This window comes from Leptospira ryugenii (assembly GCF_003114855.1).
Lineage (GTDB): Bacteria > Spirochaetota > Leptospiria > Leptospirales > Leptospiraceae > Leptospira_A > Leptospira_A ryugenii.
The window spans coordinates 629,565-645,190 of the sequence record NZ_BFBB01000008.1; the positions used below are offsets into that span (position 1 = coordinate 629,565).

19 protein-coding genes are annotated in these 15,626 nt (G+C 40.2%); 11 read left to right on the top strand and 8 right to left on the bottom strand.

The window, feature by feature from the left end:
- Positions 1-65 precede the first annotated feature (65 nt).
- Together DI060_RS15715 and DI060_RS15720 are read right to left on the bottom strand one after the other, a co-directional pair.
- Complete coding sequence (locus DI060_RS15715) at positions 66-443, bottom strand: DUF6249 domain-containing protein (protein ID WP_108977878.1); 378 nt, start codon at positions 441-443, stop codon at positions 66-68.
- Positions 443-1,621, bottom strand: a complete 1,179-nt coding sequence (locus tag DI060_RS15720; RefSeq protein WP_108977879.1) for a hypothetical protein — start codon at positions 1,619-1,621, stop codon at positions 443-445. The genes DI060_RS15715 and DI060_RS15720 overlap by 1 nt, the downstream gene beginning before the upstream one ends.
- A gap of 11 nt (positions 1,622-1,632) precedes the next feature.
- On the opposite strand from DI060_RS15720, the gene DI060_RS15725 reads away from it, so the two are divergent.
- Together DI060_RS15725 and aat are read left to right on the top strand one after the other, a co-directional pair.
- Positions 1,633-2,364 (top strand): hypothetical protein, encoded by a 732-nt coding sequence (locus tag DI060_RS15725; protein WP_108977880.1) that lies wholly within the window; start codon positions 1,633-1,635, stop codon positions 2,362-2,364.
- Complete coding sequence (aat, locus tag DI060_RS15730) at positions 2,361-3,017, top strand: leucyl/phenylalanyl-tRNA--protein transferase (RefSeq protein WP_108977881.1); 657 nt, start codon at positions 2,361-2,363, stop codon at positions 3,015-3,017. Before DI060_RS15725 ends, aat begins: the two co-directional genes overlap by 4 nt.
- Here the strand turns inward: aat and DI060_RS15735 are convergent.
- Entirely contained in the window at positions 3,004-3,588 is a 585-nt protein-coding gene (locus DI060_RS15735; protein WP_108977882.1) for a hypothetical protein, read from the bottom strand. The genes aat and DI060_RS15735 overlap by 14 nt on opposite strands.
- Positions 3,589-3,595: 7 nt before the next feature.
- Positions 3,596-3,922, bottom strand: coding sequence for an Mpo1-like protein (locus tag DI060_RS15740; protein WP_108977883.1), 327 nt, complete (start codon positions 3,920-3,922; stop codon positions 3,596-3,598).
- Positions 3,923-4,066: 144 nt separating this feature from the next.
- On the opposite strand from DI060_RS15740, the gene DI060_RS15745 reads away from it, so the two are divergent.
- Complete coding sequence (locus tag DI060_RS15745; RefSeq protein ID WP_108977884.1) at positions 4,067-4,351, top strand: LIC10235 family protein; 285 nt, start codon at positions 4,067-4,069, stop codon at positions 4,349-4,351.
- A 32-nt stretch (positions 4,352-4,383) separates the two neighbouring features.
- On the opposite strand, the gene DI060_RS15750 is transcribed toward DI060_RS15745, so the two are convergent.
- Complete coding sequence (locus DI060_RS15750; protein ID WP_108977885.1) at positions 4,384-4,557, bottom strand: DUF1289 domain-containing protein; 174 nt, start codon at positions 4,555-4,557, stop codon at positions 4,384-4,386.
- 85 nt (positions 4,558-4,642) lie between these two features.
- Here DI060_RS15750 and flgN point away from each other — a divergent pair, with 85 nt between their 5' ends.
- The 8 genes from flgN to DI060_RS15790 are packed head-to-tail and all read left to right on the top strand — an operon-like array spanning position 4,643 to position 11,464.
- Positions 4,643-5,155, top strand: a complete 513-nt coding sequence (flgN, locus tag DI060_RS15755; protein WP_108977886.1) for a flagellar export chaperone FlgN — start codon at positions 4,643-4,645, stop codon at positions 5,153-5,155.
- A gap of 10 nt (positions 5,156-5,165) precedes the next feature.
- Entirely contained in the window at positions 5,166-7,079 is a 1,914-nt protein-coding gene (flgK, locus tag DI060_RS15760; protein ID WP_108977887.1) for a flagellar hook-associated protein FlgK, read from the top strand.
- A 5-nt stretch (positions 7,080-7,084) separates the two neighbouring features.
- Positions 7,085-8,350, top strand: a complete 1,266-nt coding sequence (locus tag DI060_RS15765; protein WP_244594476.1) for a flagellar hook-associated protein 3 — start codon at positions 7,085-7,087, stop codon at positions 8,348-8,350.
- An 8-nt stretch (positions 8,351-8,358) separates the two neighbouring features.
- Entirely contained in the window at positions 8,359-8,820 is a 462-nt protein-coding gene (fliW, locus tag DI060_RS15770) for a flagellar assembly protein FliW (RefSeq protein WP_108977889.1), read from the top strand.
- A gap of 3 nt (positions 8,821-8,823) precedes the next feature.
- Positions 8,824-9,072: a carbon storage regulator CsrA gene (gene csrA / locus DI060_RS15775; protein WP_108977890.1), complete on the top strand. Its 249-nt coding sequence runs from the start codon at positions 8,824-8,826 to the stop codon at positions 9,070-9,072.
- A gap of 28 nt (positions 9,073-9,100) precedes the next feature.
- On the top strand, positions 9,101-9,772 hold the full coding sequence (locus DI060_RS15780) for a lysophospholipid acyltransferase family protein (RefSeq protein ID WP_108977891.1): 672 nt from the start codon (positions 9,101-9,103) through the stop codon (positions 9,770-9,772).
- A gap of 36 nt (positions 9,773-9,808) precedes the next feature.
- Positions 9,809-10,216 carry an OsmC family protein gene (locus DI060_RS15785; protein ID WP_108978177.1) on the top strand — a complete coding sequence of 136 codons (408 nt, stop codon included), beginning with the start codon at positions 9,809-9,811 and terminating at the stop codon, positions 10,214-10,216.
- A 6-nt stretch (positions 10,217-10,222) separates the two neighbouring features.
- A complete protein-coding gene (locus DI060_RS15790; protein WP_108977892.1) occupies positions 10,223-11,464 on the top strand; it encodes an adenylate/guanylate cyclase domain-containing protein in 1,242 nt (413 codons plus the stop codon).
- Here the strand turns inward: DI060_RS15790 and DI060_RS15795 are convergent.
- The 3 genes from DI060_RS15795 to DI060_RS15805 are packed head-to-tail and all read right to left on the bottom strand — an operon-like array spanning position 11,461 to position 15,494.
- Complete coding sequence (locus DI060_RS15795; RefSeq protein ID WP_108977893.1) at positions 11,461-12,309, bottom strand: metallophosphoesterase; 849 nt, start codon at positions 12,307-12,309, stop codon at positions 11,461-11,463. The genes DI060_RS15790 and DI060_RS15795 overlap by 4 nt on opposite strands.
- Complete coding sequence (locus DI060_RS15800; RefSeq protein WP_244594448.1) at positions 12,306-14,564, bottom strand: alpha-glucosidase; 2,259 nt, start codon at positions 14,562-14,564, stop codon at positions 12,306-12,308. Before DI060_RS15800 ends, DI060_RS15795 begins: the two co-directional genes overlap by 4 nt.
- Before the next feature lie 60 nt (positions 14,565-14,624).
- A complete protein-coding gene (locus DI060_RS15805) occupies positions 14,625-15,494 on the bottom strand; it encodes a sulfurtransferase (RefSeq protein WP_167837025.1) in 870 nt (289 codons plus the stop codon).
- Between the last annotated feature and the right edge of the window lie 132 nt (positions 15,495-15,626).

Below are 15,626 nucleotides of genomic sequence, written 5' to 3' on the forward strand. Positions count from 1 at the left end.
TCCTTTGAGTACAGCTTGCACCGCGCGCCAATCTGCCTCGTTGCAGACACGCTCCTTTGTTTTGTCTAGCTGCTTAGTTTGTAGTAGGTCAATAGACCGAGCCCAATCGCGAATGGGATTACCCCTCCCAGCATAGCCAATGAATTCCCCAGCACGCTGATAAATACTATGGAAAGGGCTAATCCAGTGAATGTCAACAAAAGACCCAGGAAAAAGGAATAGGCTCTCAGGTCGAATGACCAGGGTTTGTACTGGCCAGATTGGATCAAAGCCATCTTCTGTCGGTGCATCCAAAGGAATAGAAAGAATAGGAGAGTGGTTCCAAAGATGATTCCCATATTGGGAACCAAGTAGAGTATGATTTTACTTGCTCGGCTTTCTTCCTGGAATGCCTGGATTTCCCGAAGAATTTGCAAGATTGTATCATACTGTTCTGGACTCATTAGGCGACCCCTGCTCCTATCAATTGAGTCGCATATGCCTCCAAAAGTGCAAGCCCTTCTGGTCGATCACATTGAAAGATGTGAACTCCTGCGCTCTTGGATTCCTTTTCATGGCTGCCTGGCTTAATGCTCCTGAGGGAACCAAAGAAGGTGAAATAGATACCATTGATGAGGAGTTGGAAGGAGACAGGAGCACCTAGAGGTTTTGATTCCCAATCCCTGCCATCTGAAAGGTAAATACCGATCCCTCTTCCGTCCTGGCTTAAGTCTCGAACCATTGCCGTCTCCGCGATAAGATCCCAATCCTTTGCGTAGGAAAATTCCAAATGGAAAACATACTCTTCAGACTTTCGTTCCAGAAATGCGAGCAGTGGATTGATTCCACCAGGTCCTGTAATGTCTTGTTGCAAAGCTTGGTTCCCTAAATCAGGTAAGTTACTTTGGATTTCAAAATAACCTAACAATACTTTTTCGTTGGAAAAAACAGGATAGATCAAAACAGATTTGATATTGTTTACTAGCAAATTGTCCAAATAGGAGCGTACGTAAATCTCATTCAATTTTTTTGGTGAGAAAAACCCTTGATCCGTAAAGAACATTCCTTTGTTTGAATCACGCAAAAAAAACGGAGCCGAACTAACGCTAAGTGCTTCCATGAGCGGTGTATCCGCAGCATAATAAAAACCAATATTTACTTTTTTGATGAAGTAGCCAAAATTTCCCAAGACTTGTTCCAAATGGAACTGCCATTGGTTTAAAGCTTGGTTGATAATGGATGTTTTTCCATACAGAGAAATGATGGTACTGATATCTATCTTTGCGGCAATCTGAAATTGGTATGCATTGATGTCTTCTAATGATGTTCTCTTTGCTGAACGCTCTAATGGTTCGATCAAAATTTCCATTACCATGAATAGATCATCTCGGTACGGGTTTACTTGTTTAATCCGTATTTCAACTCGATTGTCTTTTAAAACACAGAGCAAACTACTCGGTTTGTTCCACTTATCTTCTAAGGTTTTGAGTTCGAAATGAACGGATTTGATGATATCATTTACCGTATTGGGGTTTTGGATTTGGTACTTATGTTTGGATTTTGGATCTTGTAAACTGACATTGCTGAGTTTACTCAGGATTCCCAAAACCGTTCTCTGGTCAGTCAACCTGTACTTTTTCATGTCTAAAGAGTATGAAACGTAGAATACTGATTTTGGTCATCGTTTTTCCATCCTTTTTCCCTATTTTTGCCGAAAAAGCTCGCTTCTCCTATCTCGGTAAGGCCTATGACCTAAAAACTGGCAAATTTCTCTACACAGATAACCACCGTGAGTTTTACCAAGGTGATAAACACATCTACTCTCAAATCAGTTACAAAGATCCATCTGGAAAGGAATTCGGAAGGAAGCGGATAGAGTTTGCACCAAACCCGGTTTTGCCGAGCTTTCGGACCGAAGACGACAGAGACGGGTATCTGGAGGGAGCAGAAGTTAACGGGAAACAAGTGAAGCTTTTTTTCCGAAGGAAAAGCGAAGATCCCATTGAAGAAAGGACTTACCAGCCAAAGACACCAGGAGTTATGGATGGAGGTTTTGACTATTTTGTGAGGAACCAATGGGATAAACTCATGCAAGGAGAGAGACTTTCCTTTCATTTTTTAGCGCCGGTCCAACTCGATGATTACCTATTTGCCGTAGAAAAAATCAAAGAAGACAAATGGAAGGATAGGTCCGCATTGTATTTGAAATTGGAAATCGATAACTTCATTTTGAAACGATTGGTCCAGCCCTTTCTCCTTGTATATGACATCAAAACAAAAAGAATATTGCAGTTCGAAGGACTTTCGAATATCAATGATGAGAATGGAAAGAGTTTGCGCGTCAAATTGGTTTACGACTACCCTAAGGACATTCTGTTAGAGTGACACAGAGAGATTTCCAACAATTTTTCAAAAACCCAAGAACACATAAAGACGATTTAGTAGCGATCGGAGGTGACTTCCATACCGATCGTTTGCTGTATGCCTACCAAAAGGGAATCTTCCCTTGGTCTGAAAACCCAATCCGATGGTATTGTTTGGATCCGAGAGCGATCTTTGATCTCAATCGAGTTCATTTTTCTAAGACTGTTATGCGGAAGATCCGACAAAAGAGACATCGAATCTCTTTCAATGAGGCATTTTTGGCTGTCATGCAAGGTTGCTCCTATCGGGAAAAAGACAACACTTGGATCACTAGTGGTTTTTTCAAAGGTTATCTCCAGCTACATCGAATGGGTTGGGCCCACAGCGTAGAGGTTTGGAACGAAAAACAAGAACTGGTGGGCGGAGTCTATGGAGTTGCCATAGGAAAATTTTTCGCAGGTGAGTCCATGTTTGCTTATGAATCCGATGCAGGAAAAATTGCATTATATCATCTATTTGAAAAACTAAAACTAGATGGCTTTCTTTTATTTGATACCCAACAGCTAAATCATGTTACTTGGGCGTTGGGTGCTTATGAAATCCCGAAAAGTTCCTATTTGGATCGTTTGGAGAATGCGATCCAAAATCCAGATCCTTGGATCATTTCACATTGATATTGGGAATTTGGTTCTTTTCTACCTTCCAGATCTTTCTTATGTCTGTCAATGGCTTGGTTAAGTGAAAATTGGCCCCCTTTTTAATAAAAGGGTCTAAACCATCTAAGTCATCCAAAATTGTTTTGATCTCGCTTTTGTTTAGATTTGTCTGGAGCAGATCGATTTCCATGATCTCTTCTTCGGTAGTCTCTGTTTCCTCAATATAGATCGGTTTTTTCAAAAGTAGAACCAAAGAATTTAAATCCAAATGTGAAGTGGACCAAACCAAGCGTAGACTAAAAAGCGCATGTTCCTGTGTTAGATTTTCAGAATATTCTTCTTTACGGTCAAAGGTGAGAGCGGAGTGTCCACCGTAAGAAACGAAGAGTTTGGATTGAATCGGATCATATTTCCATTCTTTCAAGCGTTCTGAAAATACTATAGGTAGGATTCGGCTGAGGATCGCTTCTGCTCCCAGGTCTGTTCTCATTTGTAGGTCTTTGATCTTTTGGTTGGGAGTTTGGATCGAACAAAGTAGAGCAAAACCCAGAATGAAGATGGAAAATTTTTTAAATAGTTTTGCTCTCATTTTAACACTATGTCTTAGGAATTCTCCCAGTGAGCATCTTTGCATACATGATCCAATCGGAGATAAATGAGTAGAATGGATAGGTAAATGTAGCAGGTCGATTGTGTTCTACGAGAAAATGACCTATCCAAGCAAAGAAATAACCAGAGATAAGCGCTGCCAAAAGATTCCAAAGCGAGTGTGTCGAAAGAAAACCTAACAGAAAACCCAAGGCAAATGAACTACCGATGAAATGAAGTGCTCGATTGAGAGGATGGCTATGTTCGGAAAGGTAAAAGGGAAAAAACTCTTTCAATGAAGTATATTTTTTTGCTGATGTGTTTGCTTCTGACATGGGAACTTCTCCTAAAAAAAGAATATACTCTTTCAAAAGAAAGGCAATAAAAAATTATCTTGCAAGTTAGAAGGTACTACCTAATATGCATTAACATTTCAAAATCTAACAGAACGCAAACTAAGAAAGAAAGCAGGGTAAAGTATGAAACCAAAATCAGTCAAAACCGATGATCTATCTAAGATTTTTTCTAGCCTCAAAAAAGGAGATGAGGCTGCCATCGGAAGTTATTTGGTCAAAGGAGTTAGGCTTCAAATCAGTAAATACAACCTTACGGGTGCGGAAAGAGTCCAGTTGCTCTACAAAAGACGAAGAGCACAAGGTCTCTGCATTGTATGCGGAACCAAGGTATCAAAGAAAAACCCAGCAACTGGAAAGTTATACCGACTATGTGAAATCCACAGAAACAAAATCGATAAAAATTCTTAAGCCATCCCTCTATCCCTAAAGTAACCAAGGCTTTAGGGCAATTCTCCTCTCTTCCTCCGCTCTAACTTCTGGTACAACACCTGTTTCTCCTCCTCCGATAGTTTGGACCAAGTTCCGATTTCTTCAATGGTTCGGAAACAACCAGCACACAAACCTGTATCTGGGTCCATCATACACACCTTTATACAAGGAGAATTTCGCGACATAAGCCTCAAAAGAGTAAATTTTTATAAATTTTCCTAAGCATGTTTTGAATTCCGTCGATCCTTCAAATGAGGGAAAGGGGCATACATGTCGGATTGGGTAGAATCACTTAGAGACCTTTTTACAAAAGAGATCGATTGTTACAAACGCCTTTTAGATTGGGAAGGCAAAAAAAGAAAGGCAATCCACGAGGCGGACGGCAAAACCCTGGAATCTTGTGTAAAGGAAAGCTATCACCTTATGGTGGAAGCTAGCGAATGGGAAAGGATTCGCATGAAAACAATACAAGATGTTTATACCAAAGAAAATTTTGAAAATGGAAAAGATTCCCTTACTCTAACTCACTTTATGAACCAAATGGATCGGGAGTCAAATTACAAACTGAAAGGTTTTGCTCAAGAACTCCGCACAGTCGTTTTAGATTTAAAAGAAGCAATCGTTGTAAATGAAAAACTTTTACGAACACGAAATGATTTTTTACAAAAAACCTTAGATACAATCCGTGAGAGTGGGAAAGAAAAAGTTTATACCTCTTCTCACCAACCAGCCAGAAGAACACAAAATCAAAAGAGTGCGGTCATTTTGAACGCTTCGGTGTAGGAGACAGAATATGGGTTCAACATTTCAAGGAATAGAGACAAGCAAAAGAGGGCTATCCGCACACCAGCAAGCGATTCAAACTACTGGGCACAACATTTCAAATGCTGACAATAAGCATTACGCAAGACAAAGAGTTGTGATGAGCAGTATGGATCCTTTATATGATCCATCGCTTAATAGAGCTCAAGTTGCTGGTCAAATTGGCCAAGGTGTTAAAGTATCTGAAATTGAAAGGGTCAGAGATAGTTTCTTAGATGATCGAATCGTAGAAAATTCTTCCTTAAAAGACTACTGGGGAAAAAAGAACGACTACCTATATCAAGTTGAAACAGTGTTTAATGAACCCTCTGGAACTACACTGCGGTCCTTGATGGATAGTTTCTGGTCTTCTTGGGAAGACTTAGCAAGTTATCCGGAAGAAACTGCTCATCGAGCAGTGGTTCAAGAAAAAGCAGAAGGTCTTGGAAGTAGGATGGAAGATGTTTTTAAAAAACTGACTCAACTCAGAGACCAATCCAATCGAGAGATAGAATCGCGAGTCAACCATCTCAATACGATAGCTGAAAATATAAAATCGTTAAATGAAAAAATTACAAAATCGCAGGCATTAGGTGATAATCCAAATGACCTTTTGGATAGAAGAGATCAACTTTTACAAGAATTAGCTGGATTGGTTGATATCACTGTGGGAAGAAATGATGAAGATGAACTCATGGTCTTCATCGGCCAACAAATACTTGTCCAAGGACAAAAAGTACACAAAATAGATTTGGTTGGAAATCCTGATAATGATGGTCTTTTAGATATGAAATGGTCTGAGACTGGAAAGAATGTGCTACTAAGAACAGGTAGTATCCAGGCATTGTATGAGATTAGAGACCAGATCCTCGTAGAGAAGATCAACCAAGTCGATGCCTTAGCAATCAATGCTATGGATGTGATCAATGAGATACATAAAGACGGGTTTGGTCTGAATGGAAAAACCAATCTTTCTTTTTTTGAAGAAAGAAGTTTAGCTACCAACACATTTGGTGAAATAGATACGGACGGTGATGGCTTAAATGATAAAACTGCACTTTTCCGAGTGACTGGTAGAACCTCACTTGATCCAGACCGTCCTTTGGGGATTACTGGAACCATTCGTTTTCTCAAGCCAACTGCTTCCGGCGAGGAGGAAGTATTGGTGCCTTATTCAAAAGATGACACCTTAAATGCAGTCATCAAACGTATCAACCGTGCTGAAACTGGTGTTGTTGCATACATGTCTCATGACAATCAATTGGCACTCAAAGCTACTACAAACACATTTGATAAGAAAGAAAACTTCATGATCCGGCATTTAGAGGACTCAGGCGAGTTACTAGTTGGATTAACAGGAATTTTATCTACATCTGGTCCTGCAGGTTCTTTTGATTATCGTAGATTAGGTGAGATCAATAAGTTCCAGGCAAATGCACAAGATGTGACACTCACTCCCATGTACCATCCTTCTGCTTTCTTTAAAATGTCTGCCGATGTGAAAAACAATCCGGCAAATATTGCAGCTGCTCGCGGTAAAGATGTAGGTGGGACAGGCGATTACAATACGCCTCATGGACATAAAGATGGAACCAATGCCTTACTCATCGCAGCTGCTCTCCGAGAAAAGCCTGTGATGTTTGATTATTCCAAAACGACAGATGATTTTTACAACTCACTCATATCAAAAATTGGAACACAAGCTAGAGAGGCCAATCAGGAATACACCACTCAAACGGAATTGATGACAGAACTAGAGAATATGCGTCAATCTGTAATGGGTGTTAACTTGGACGAAGAAATGGCGAATATGGTTCAATTCCAGCAGTCCTATAACGCGGCTGCTAGAATGATCTCAACAATGAACGATATGTTAGATACCATCATAAATAGGTTAGGTGCATAATCATGATTCGTATCACAAATATGATGCAAAATAATTCCTTGGTGCGAAACTTAAATCGACACCAAATTGCTTTGGATGAAACTCAAAATCAGTTGGGAACCGGGCTCAAGATTCGAAAACCATCTGATGATCCAAGTGCCGCAACAAACCAAATGTTTTTTCGATCGAGAATCAATGAATTGACTCAATATGATGAAAACATTGCGGACGGATACCAAAGATTAAAACAGATCGACGGTGTTTTGGATAAAATGGGAGAAATCTTCCAACGTGTGCGAGTATTGACAGTTCAAGCAGGGAATGGTATCTACCAAGGTGACAAAGGATTCGAATTAGAAGTTGCTATCGGCAAAGAGATAGACCAACACTTAAGGGCGATCGTTGATCTAGCAAATGCAAGGGATGCTACAGGACAGCCTTTATTTGGTGGATATGTTACAGAACGTCCTCCTTTTGAGCCAATCGAATCCAAAATCAAAGGTCTTCAAGGTCTAGAGTTAAAAAATCAGTACGTTGGTGTTGAATATAGGGGAGACATTGGCGAACAATTGCGAGAAATCGAAAAGGGAGAGTACATACCTGTAACGATTCCTGGTAATAAAGTTTTTTGGGGAACCAACGTAAGTGTTACGAGTAAAGTAGATAACTCGGCTTACCAAGCAACCTCAGATCAAATGTTTAAGATCGACAATGTGGAGATACATATCTCGGTTGGAGATACTATTGATGATATCATCGATAAAATTAACAATGCACCACTTGAGGTAAAGGCGAGTAAATTAGCTCAGGATAATATTTCTATCTCTTCTACTTCTCCGCATCAGATTTGGTTAGAAGATGTTGGTGGAGGTACTGTCTTACGAGATATAGGTTTGATCGATCCAAACGCCAGTGAACCACCAAACAACTACTCTAAATCCGCCACTGTCACAGGACTTTCCGTATTTGATGTTTTAATCCAATTGCGAAACGATTTAATCCAGAAAGACCAAGAGAGAATTGGTGGGCGGGACTTGGGAGATTTGGACCTTGCCTTAGAAAACATTCTGAGACACAGAGCTACTGTTGGTGCTAGAATGAATCGGATGGAAGAGCATGAAGAAAGAGTTTCTTATGACAAGATGTATATGACCGAATTGTTAGCAAAAAATGAAGGTATAGACTTCCCTGAAACCATTATGAATCTCAAATGGTTAGAAACAATACATAGTTATGCTTTGAATGTAGGTTCAAAAATTATCAAACCAACATTGATGGATTTTTTAAGATAGGATAGAGTATGCCAGTCACTTTACATACAAAACCATTTGGAACCATCCAAGTAGAAGATAGACAGATTCTTAATTTTCCTCAAGGTTTACTTGGCTTTGAAAAGTATACTGAGTATGCATTGATAGAGGAAAATGAAGAAAGTCCCTTCAAATGGCTCCAATCAACAAAAGAACCTGGTCTTGCCTTTATCTTAATCCAACCTGAATTATTTTTGAATTCATATGTTCCATTGGTCTCTGAAGAGGAATTGGTTGAGATAGGACTCTCGTCCTTAAGTGAAGGAATTATCTTTTTGATTGTTACCATACCTCATGAGAACCCACGAGGTATGACAGCTAATTTACAGGGCCCAGTAATCATCAACGGAAAGAATGGTAAAGGCAAACAATTGATTTCGCGAGATGAAAATCACCCCATTCGGAAAAACATCATAGAAATGATGGAAGAACCATCTGCACAAAAGGTTTAGACAGTGTTAGTTCTTGCAAGAAGAAGCAATCAGTCAATCATGATCGGCGATGATATTGAAATTGTTATTGTCGATATTAAAGGAGATCAGGTAAAAATTGGTGTTAAGGCACCCAAATCTGTTTCCGTTCACCGCGCAGAGGTTTATAAAGAAATTCAGGAAGAGAACAAAAAAGCTGCAGAGGCCACAATCAAACCTGAGGACTTAGGAAAACTGGGCGACATTTTTAAAAAGAAACCTAAAAAGGACTAATCGTATTCTTTTTAGGTGATCGATTTCTATGAAGCAATGGAAACGTAAATTTTTAGTTTGGTTGATTCCATTCTTAGTTGTCCAATTACAAAAGCTCATTGGAGCCACATCAAAAAATGTAGTCTTAGGTGGGGATTCGTATGAGAAATTAAGGCAAGGCAAGTTACCTCACATACTCTCCATCTGGCATACCAATGTTCTCTATTCTCCATATCTCCACCGAGGCAAACAAGTTGCTGTTCTTATTTCAGAGTCAAAGGATGGGGATTTCATTAACCAAGTCGTACATCGATTTGGAAATTTAAGCATCCGAGGAAGCTCTTCAAGAGGTGGTGGCAAAGCATTGAAGGCTATCATCCTGCATTTGAAAAAGGGTTTACCGGTGGCCTTTACTCCTGATGGTCCGCGTGGTCCCGCATTGATCGTTCAGCCAGGATTGATTGCTGCGGCTCAAGTGACGGGAGCACCTATCATTCCATTTCACTATGAATGCACCAAACAATGGATCCTAGAAAAAGCCTGGGATAAACATAGAGTGCCGAAGCCATTCACCACCTTTATCATCAGTTATGGTGAACCAATTTATATTCCAAGAACAACTAATGAAGATCAGTTTGAACAAGAGAGAAAAAAAGTGGAAGAGGCGATGCTTGCAAATCGACAAAGAGCTATAGAAAAGGCAGAAGAACTAAGAAAATAGGCTTGTCTGATTCGAAACAAGACAAAGATTTTGGGTATGGCAAATTTAATTCCCAATGATGTTGTAGCAATTATCCGAGAAGCTCAGTACAGAACTGATATTACACTAGGCGATCATTCTTTAATTGCAGATGAACCAACCGATCAAAATGGTTCAAATCTTGGACCCACACCTTACCAACTATTAGCGGCAAGTTTGGCAGCTTGCACGAGCATCACTTTACGAATGTATGCTGACCGTAAGAAATTACCTCTAACCTCAGTGGAAGTTCATGTGAATTTAGAAAAACCAGCTGCTGACCAAACCAAGTTTGTAAGAAACATCCAATTAATAGGAGAACTCAAACCAGAAGAAAAGGAAAGATTATTACAAGTAGCAAATGCTTGCCCTATACATAAAATTTTATCTGGAAAGATTGAAATTCAATCAGCTTTAACTGAATAATTTTTTATGAAATATTTTTCTAACCTCTTTCACCAAAAAATTGATCTGGCGATCTTGCAGACACTGGAAGAAGAAACTGTGCGAAATGCTGAGGCCTTTGCCTACATACGTTTGGCAGGCATTTCCTTTTGGCTCTTATTATCTCTTGTGATTGGAGTATTCCTAGAACAAAAGGATTGGGCTGTATCTCTTCCTTATCTGAGCGTTTATATGGTATTGAGTGCTGTGATTTTGTTTTTGGCAAAAACGGGCGTTAAACGCAAACAACTTTTGCACTGGACAAGTGTTGTAGCTGATATTCCATTTATTTTTATTACGATGAAATTGTCTTTAGCGACAGCACCGTATCCTTTGTTCGGCATTGGTTTTACAAGTGCCTTGTTTTTACTTTTCCTAATTCCTGCGACAACTGGAAATTCTCCTTGGCCTGCGTTGATAGGTTCCATTGAAGCAATCATATTACAATCTGTACTCATGTATGAAAGTCTTCTTCCATTTCCAGTTTGGTTAGGGAGTCTGGCCATCGTATTTGTCATTGCTTTTTTTATTTGTATACACATTGCACGCAGACCTATTCGTGTTGCTTCACAATATGCAGGCGAAAAAGAAAAACGAGATGAATTGGCAAGATACTTTTCACCATCTGTGGCGTCAAAAATTCTGAGTACTCCTGATGTTCTCGACAAGGTAGAAAAGCGTTATGTGACTGTTTTGTTTTCTGACATTCGCGGGTTTACTTCTCTTTCAGAGAGTATGCAAAGCGAAGAAATAGTAGAATTCTTAAATGAATACTTAACCATTATGGTTCACGTCATTTTTAAGAATGGCGGAACTCTCGATAAATTTATAGGCGATGGAATTATGGCCTATTTTGGAGCACCGATAGACCAAGAAGACCATGCTCTACGGGCGGTAAGAACTGCTAGAGATATGCTACGAGCGGTTGAAGAACTAAATATTGTCAGGCGAGCTCGGAATGAAGCTGAGCTACAAATCGGAATCGGGCTAAACTCAGGTGAAGTCGTGCTAGGCGATATTGGCTCAGACCAAAGAAAGGAGCATACCATAATTGGTGATACAGTCAATCTTGCGTCTAGGGTTGAATCTTTAACAAAGGAGCTTCAAAAAAATCTTTTGGTAACAGAGTCGGTCGTTTCTTTAACAAGTGAAGAATTTGATTGGAAACCTGCAGAATCAAAAGTGAATGTGAGAGGTAAAAAAGAACCAGTTCAAACTTATTTTCTCTAAAGCTCAAGCCAAGTTGGAATTGCTGTAACAGAACTACCATTCCATTCAATCTTTGTGTGAAAATGTTGGTTTCCTTTGATTCTAGGTACTTTGGCTCCATTTATATAAAATGTGCCTTCTTTGTATAACAAGGACTCCCTTTCTTTTTGGAGTGAAGGAATGCCATGGTGCATATGACCAGAAAGAACTGCGGGGACTTTTTTCCCAATTTCTTTAGCATATTGGATAGCAAAACTTAAATCCTCGTCACCAAAATCACCACCTTCCTTTTTGAAATCAGCACCATACATTGAAGTGCGGGCAGATCCAAGACCTTTTGGTCCGTTATGTGATAAAAAGAAAAGATTCTTTTGTTTTGTTGTATCTATGATTTTCTTTAGTTTGATCAAAGATTCTTCCATATTTGCAACGAGATGGTATTGAGAAATATTCCGATTGAAACTAAACCCACCACCCATTGCATGTGGTCGGGTTACTATGAGTGCTAAATCTGCTTCTTCTGAGAGAACGATCGAGCTATATCCTAAAACTGGGACAGGCCGGCAAATCTCTGATAGGTGCTTCATTCGCTTTTGGTATCCAATGCTTCCCCATCTTTTTAAAAAAGAGTGATTGAAGACCTCACCGAGGATTCCGATCAAATTGGTCCCATCCCAGTTTCCCGGAATGAGAAAGGCTCTTTTTTTTAAATTTTGGAATTTAAATTTCGGGGATAGATTTCCATTCCAACGAAACCAGCCCAAATCCCCTGTAAAGAAGAGTGCTGAATACTCACTTTGGTTGAAGTATTCAGTATCCTTCTCAGACCAAAATCCGTGGATGTCGCCGATCAACGCGAATTTCATTTTTGTGTAAGGATTTGTTGGAATGCCTTTCTAAGCAAAGTCTCTTTTTTTCCACCCACTCTTAAGAATACAGCTGGTTTTCCAATAGGAGCCTCAACATTGACTTCCGATTTTCCATTGAATTTCTTACCAGTCCAAATGTGTTCCCACGATCCTTCTGGAAGGTAGACATCGATATCCGTCTTTCCAGACTTGATGATAGGAGCCACAAGCAGATCATCTCCTAGAAAAAATTGGTAAGGAAATTCTAACAATTGTTCATCGTTTGGTTCAACTAAAAAGTTGTGACGTACGACAGGTAGTCCAGTTTTTGTACTTTCAGAGACTAAATCTTTTAGATAGTCTTTTAGTGCATAATGTATTTTACCGATTTCTGCGAACAAAGTGACGGTATCCTCATCCGATAGAGAAGATACACCATTTTTGTCTGTGTAAGTATAGACCTGCCAGTTCTTGAGAGGACGATTGCCTTCATGAGTTCGGAATACAGGAGTAAAGGCAGAAAGTTCTGCCCATCGCAAAAGGAGTTCTTTGGGTCGATGGTAATTTCTGAGAGGATTGGATATGGTTGTATAACCACCGATATCACTATGGTTCAAAGCAATCCCGCTCATACCGCCAGATGTGAGTCCGATGATAGCGGAAGGAAGACCATCATTTTTCCCCCAGCTGACCATTTGGTCACCCTCCCAGAAAAGTGTGCTATATTGGTTTGAGTAAGAATAACCAGCTCTCGTAAAGAAAACAATCTTTCCTTCTTTTCCAGCCTCTTTGATTGCCTCTCGATTGATTCTGGCCCAATCCACGGGATAGATATTGTGGTAAACCTTAGCATCGATACCCGAATACAATTTGGCATCAAAGGGAAGCCATTCGCCAAAGTCCGCCATCCAACCACTCAAACCAACATCTATCATATTCTTTTTGATGATTGATTTTGTCCATTGCACTGCCTGAGGATTGGTTAAATCGATCAGATAGGCAGGAAAGCCCACGGTTTGGATGAGATAATCTTCTCCTGCCTGGTTTTTCACTAGATAACCTTTTGATTTTGCTTCCGCTAACAAAGGATTTGTGAAATCATCACCTGGTTTTTTGGGATCTGTATCAGCAAGAAAGGAATTGATATAACCTAGAACTTGAACGTTCTTTTGATTCATACCCTTCACAAAGTTTTTAAAATCAGGGTAGAGTTTTTCATCGGCATACCATCGCCATTTCAATTGGTCACCAAAATTGGTTACACGTCTTCCACACCAATCTTGGATCCAAAGCGCCGTTATTGGATTTCCTTTTGCTTTTGCCTGGTCGACTATGAAATTTACTTTTTCCGTTCCACCTTGGACACCTAACCAAGTACCGTATGCCCAATCTGGCAAGGCAGTATAACGGCCTGTTTTCTTTGTATAACTATTTAATAATTCTCTTGCATCTTTGCCGAGCCAAATGTTTGCACGGAAATGATTTTGGACATTTGTATCCCAGTATTCGATTTTGAGTTCGTCTGCTTGGGAGAGGTCGAAACGAGAATAACCAGAATTTTCTACAAAAAGTGATCGATTCTCCGAGCTGATGAAATGCGGAATTGGTGCGTAGGTTGTGTATTCATTGCCGCCAGCACCAGCAAGTAAGTTTGCACCTGCGGTAATCGGCTGATCTCCCCGACCGATCCCTTGCTCTTCTGTAAATAGGAATGGAGTTTTTCCTTTCATCTGGTCGTGGGTAAACTGCTCACCAAAGCCAAAGAATTTTTCCGAGGACTTGCTCTCGATTGCCAACCAAATACGGTTCAGGGAAGGATCAGAGAATTGGATTTGCAAATCAAGCTGATCTGCTTGCGAGGATTGGACTGTGATTTTGTAGTCTGATTGGCAATCTTTTCCAGATACCTTTCCTCGGATGATTAGGCTCTTTCCTTCAGGGACAAGAGAGTCGAGGCTCTGCTCTGTGCAGAATACGACAGGCTTCTCAACAAATTTAAAAGATGCCATCCGGTACTTTGCTTTTGCATCTACGCGACCGGCTTGCAAAAAAGCTTTGGAGAGTGAGACTGAAAAAAATACTTTTTGGTTCCCTTTGGAAACAAAGGAAAGTTTGTTCTCACTCTGGCTTACAAGGAGATTGCCCACTTGAACAGGGGAAATTGTTTCTTTTGCGAATTGGATTTGGCCGGATGCACAACTAACGAGAGCAAACGACAGAGAGTAAAGAGCACAGAGGCCAAAAAGAGATTTGCGTAGGGTGGTGAGAAACAAGGTATCCTCCTAGAGAGTCCTCTGATTCGCTGATACCTTGCTTATTTCGTAAATCTTTTTTTACACTTTCTTTCGGTCTAAGCCACCAACACGTGGGGCTGCCGCACTCACAGCCTTCTGTCCAAAGACAGACACGGCTTGTTTTGGTAGGCTGGACTTTCTCCATTCAAACCATGAGCCTTGGTAGGTGCTAACATCACTATAGCCTGTTTCTCTCAGCATTAAGGCAAGGAGGCAAGATCTTGCGCCATTGTAATCATATATGACTGTTGGCCTTTCTGGCATAAAAGGGAAACCATTCAAACGCTTTTTGAAAACGGAACGGTCAATGAGATTTGCCTCAGCATCGTAGAGGTTTCTCCAATCCCATAAAAATGCGCCTGGTAGCCTTCCACAGAGTGTGCCCTCTTCAGGAGCAGTTAATCTAGGGAGTCGGCCTTCATACTCTTCCATAGTACGAGCATCAAAGATTTGGAGTTTTGTAAGGTTTTTTTCCATGAAGGCTTTGTCGACAACACCTTCAATCACCTTAGTCTTGTCAGCTGGTTCGAACTCTACTTTCAAAGTTCCAGGCTTTTTATTTCCATCTATGGGCCATTTCTTCGCTAAAACATAACTTTCAGCAAAGCCCATTGCACGAAGTAAAAACACCATACGAGTTGAGAACATTCCCATGCCCTCATCAAAAACTACGACTCGCGTTTTTTTGCTTTTTTGGATTTCTTGGAGGACACCGACCATTGGGCCATAGAGTTTTTTATGTGATTCAGGATCAGATCCAAAAGCCTTTTTGATGAAGGGATAGTAGTAAGCACCTTCCAGGGTTTCCTCTTCATATGCTGATTGAGACCTACAATCAATTAAGAAATCTCCTGCATTTATCTCTGATTTTAAAAAACTCCAGTTCAATCGTATCTCCTCGTCTTCCATTCCTAAAACCCCCTCTCTTTTTTGAAAGCCTGAAAACCAAAAAAAAAATCTCTTTTGAATCGGGACATAATCTTCTGGGATTTCATGCAAGGACCTTCAATTCTAGTGGTCTCAGATTCCGATACTCTTAAA

Excerpts from the sequence above, each read along its gene's own strand:
- DI060_RS15750 (WP_108977885.1), bottom strand. The coding sequence starts at position 4,557 with ATGTCGCGAAATTCTCCTTGTATAAAGGTGTGTATGATGGACCCAGAT.
- DI060_RS15790 (WP_108977892.1), top strand. The coding sequence starts at position 10,223 with ATGAAATATTTTTCTAACCTCTTTCACCAAAAAATTGATCTGGCGATC.
- DI060_RS15785 (WP_108978177.1), top strand. The coding sequence starts at position 9,809 with ATGGCAAATTTAATTCCCAATGATGTTGTAGCAATTATCCGAGAAGCT.
- DI060_RS15735 (WP_108977882.1), bottom strand. The coding sequence starts at position 3,588 with ATGAGAGCAAAACTATTTAAAAAATTTTCCATCTTCATTCTGGGTTTT.
- DI060_RS15740 (WP_108977883.1), bottom strand. The coding sequence starts at position 3,922 with ATGTCAGAAGCAAACACATCAGCAAAAAAATATACTTCATTGAAAGAG.
- DI060_RS15780 (WP_108977891.1), top strand. The coding sequence starts at position 9,101 with ATGAAGCAATGGAAACGTAAATTTTTAGTTTGGTTGATTCCATTCTTA.
- DI060_RS15745 (WP_108977884.1), top strand. The coding sequence starts at position 4,067 with ATGAAACCAAAATCAGTCAAAACCGATGATCTATCTAAGATTTTTTCT.
- DI060_RS15725 (WP_108977880.1), top strand. The coding sequence starts at position 1,633 with ATGAAACGTAGAATACTGATTTTGGTCATCGTTTTTCCATCCTTTTTC.
- flgN (WP_108977886.1), top strand. The coding sequence starts at position 4,643 with ATGTCGGATTGGGTAGAATCACTTAGAGACCTTTTTACAAAAGAGATC.
- DI060_RS15805 (WP_167837025.1), bottom strand. The coding sequence starts at position 15,494 with ATGGAAGACGAGGAGATACGATTGAACTGGAGTTTTTTAAAATCAGAG.
- DI060_RS15720 (WP_108977879.1), bottom strand. The coding sequence starts at position 1,621 with ATGAAAAAGTACAGGTTGACTGACCAGAGAACGGTTTTGGGAATCCTG.
- flgK (WP_108977887.1), top strand. The coding sequence starts at position 5,166 with ATGGGTTCAACATTTCAAGGAATAGAGACAAGCAAAAGAGGGCTATCC.
- fliW (WP_108977889.1), top strand. The coding sequence starts at position 8,359 with ATGCCAGTCACTTTACATACAAAACCATTTGGAACCATCCAAGTAGAA.
- DI060_RS15715 (WP_108977878.1), bottom strand. The coding sequence starts at position 443 with ATGAGTCCAGAACAGTATGATACAATCTTGCAAATTCTTCGGGAAATC.
- DI060_RS15795 (WP_108977893.1), bottom strand. The coding sequence starts at position 12,309 with ATGAAATTCGCGTTGATCGGCGACATCCACGGATTTTGGTCTGAGAAG.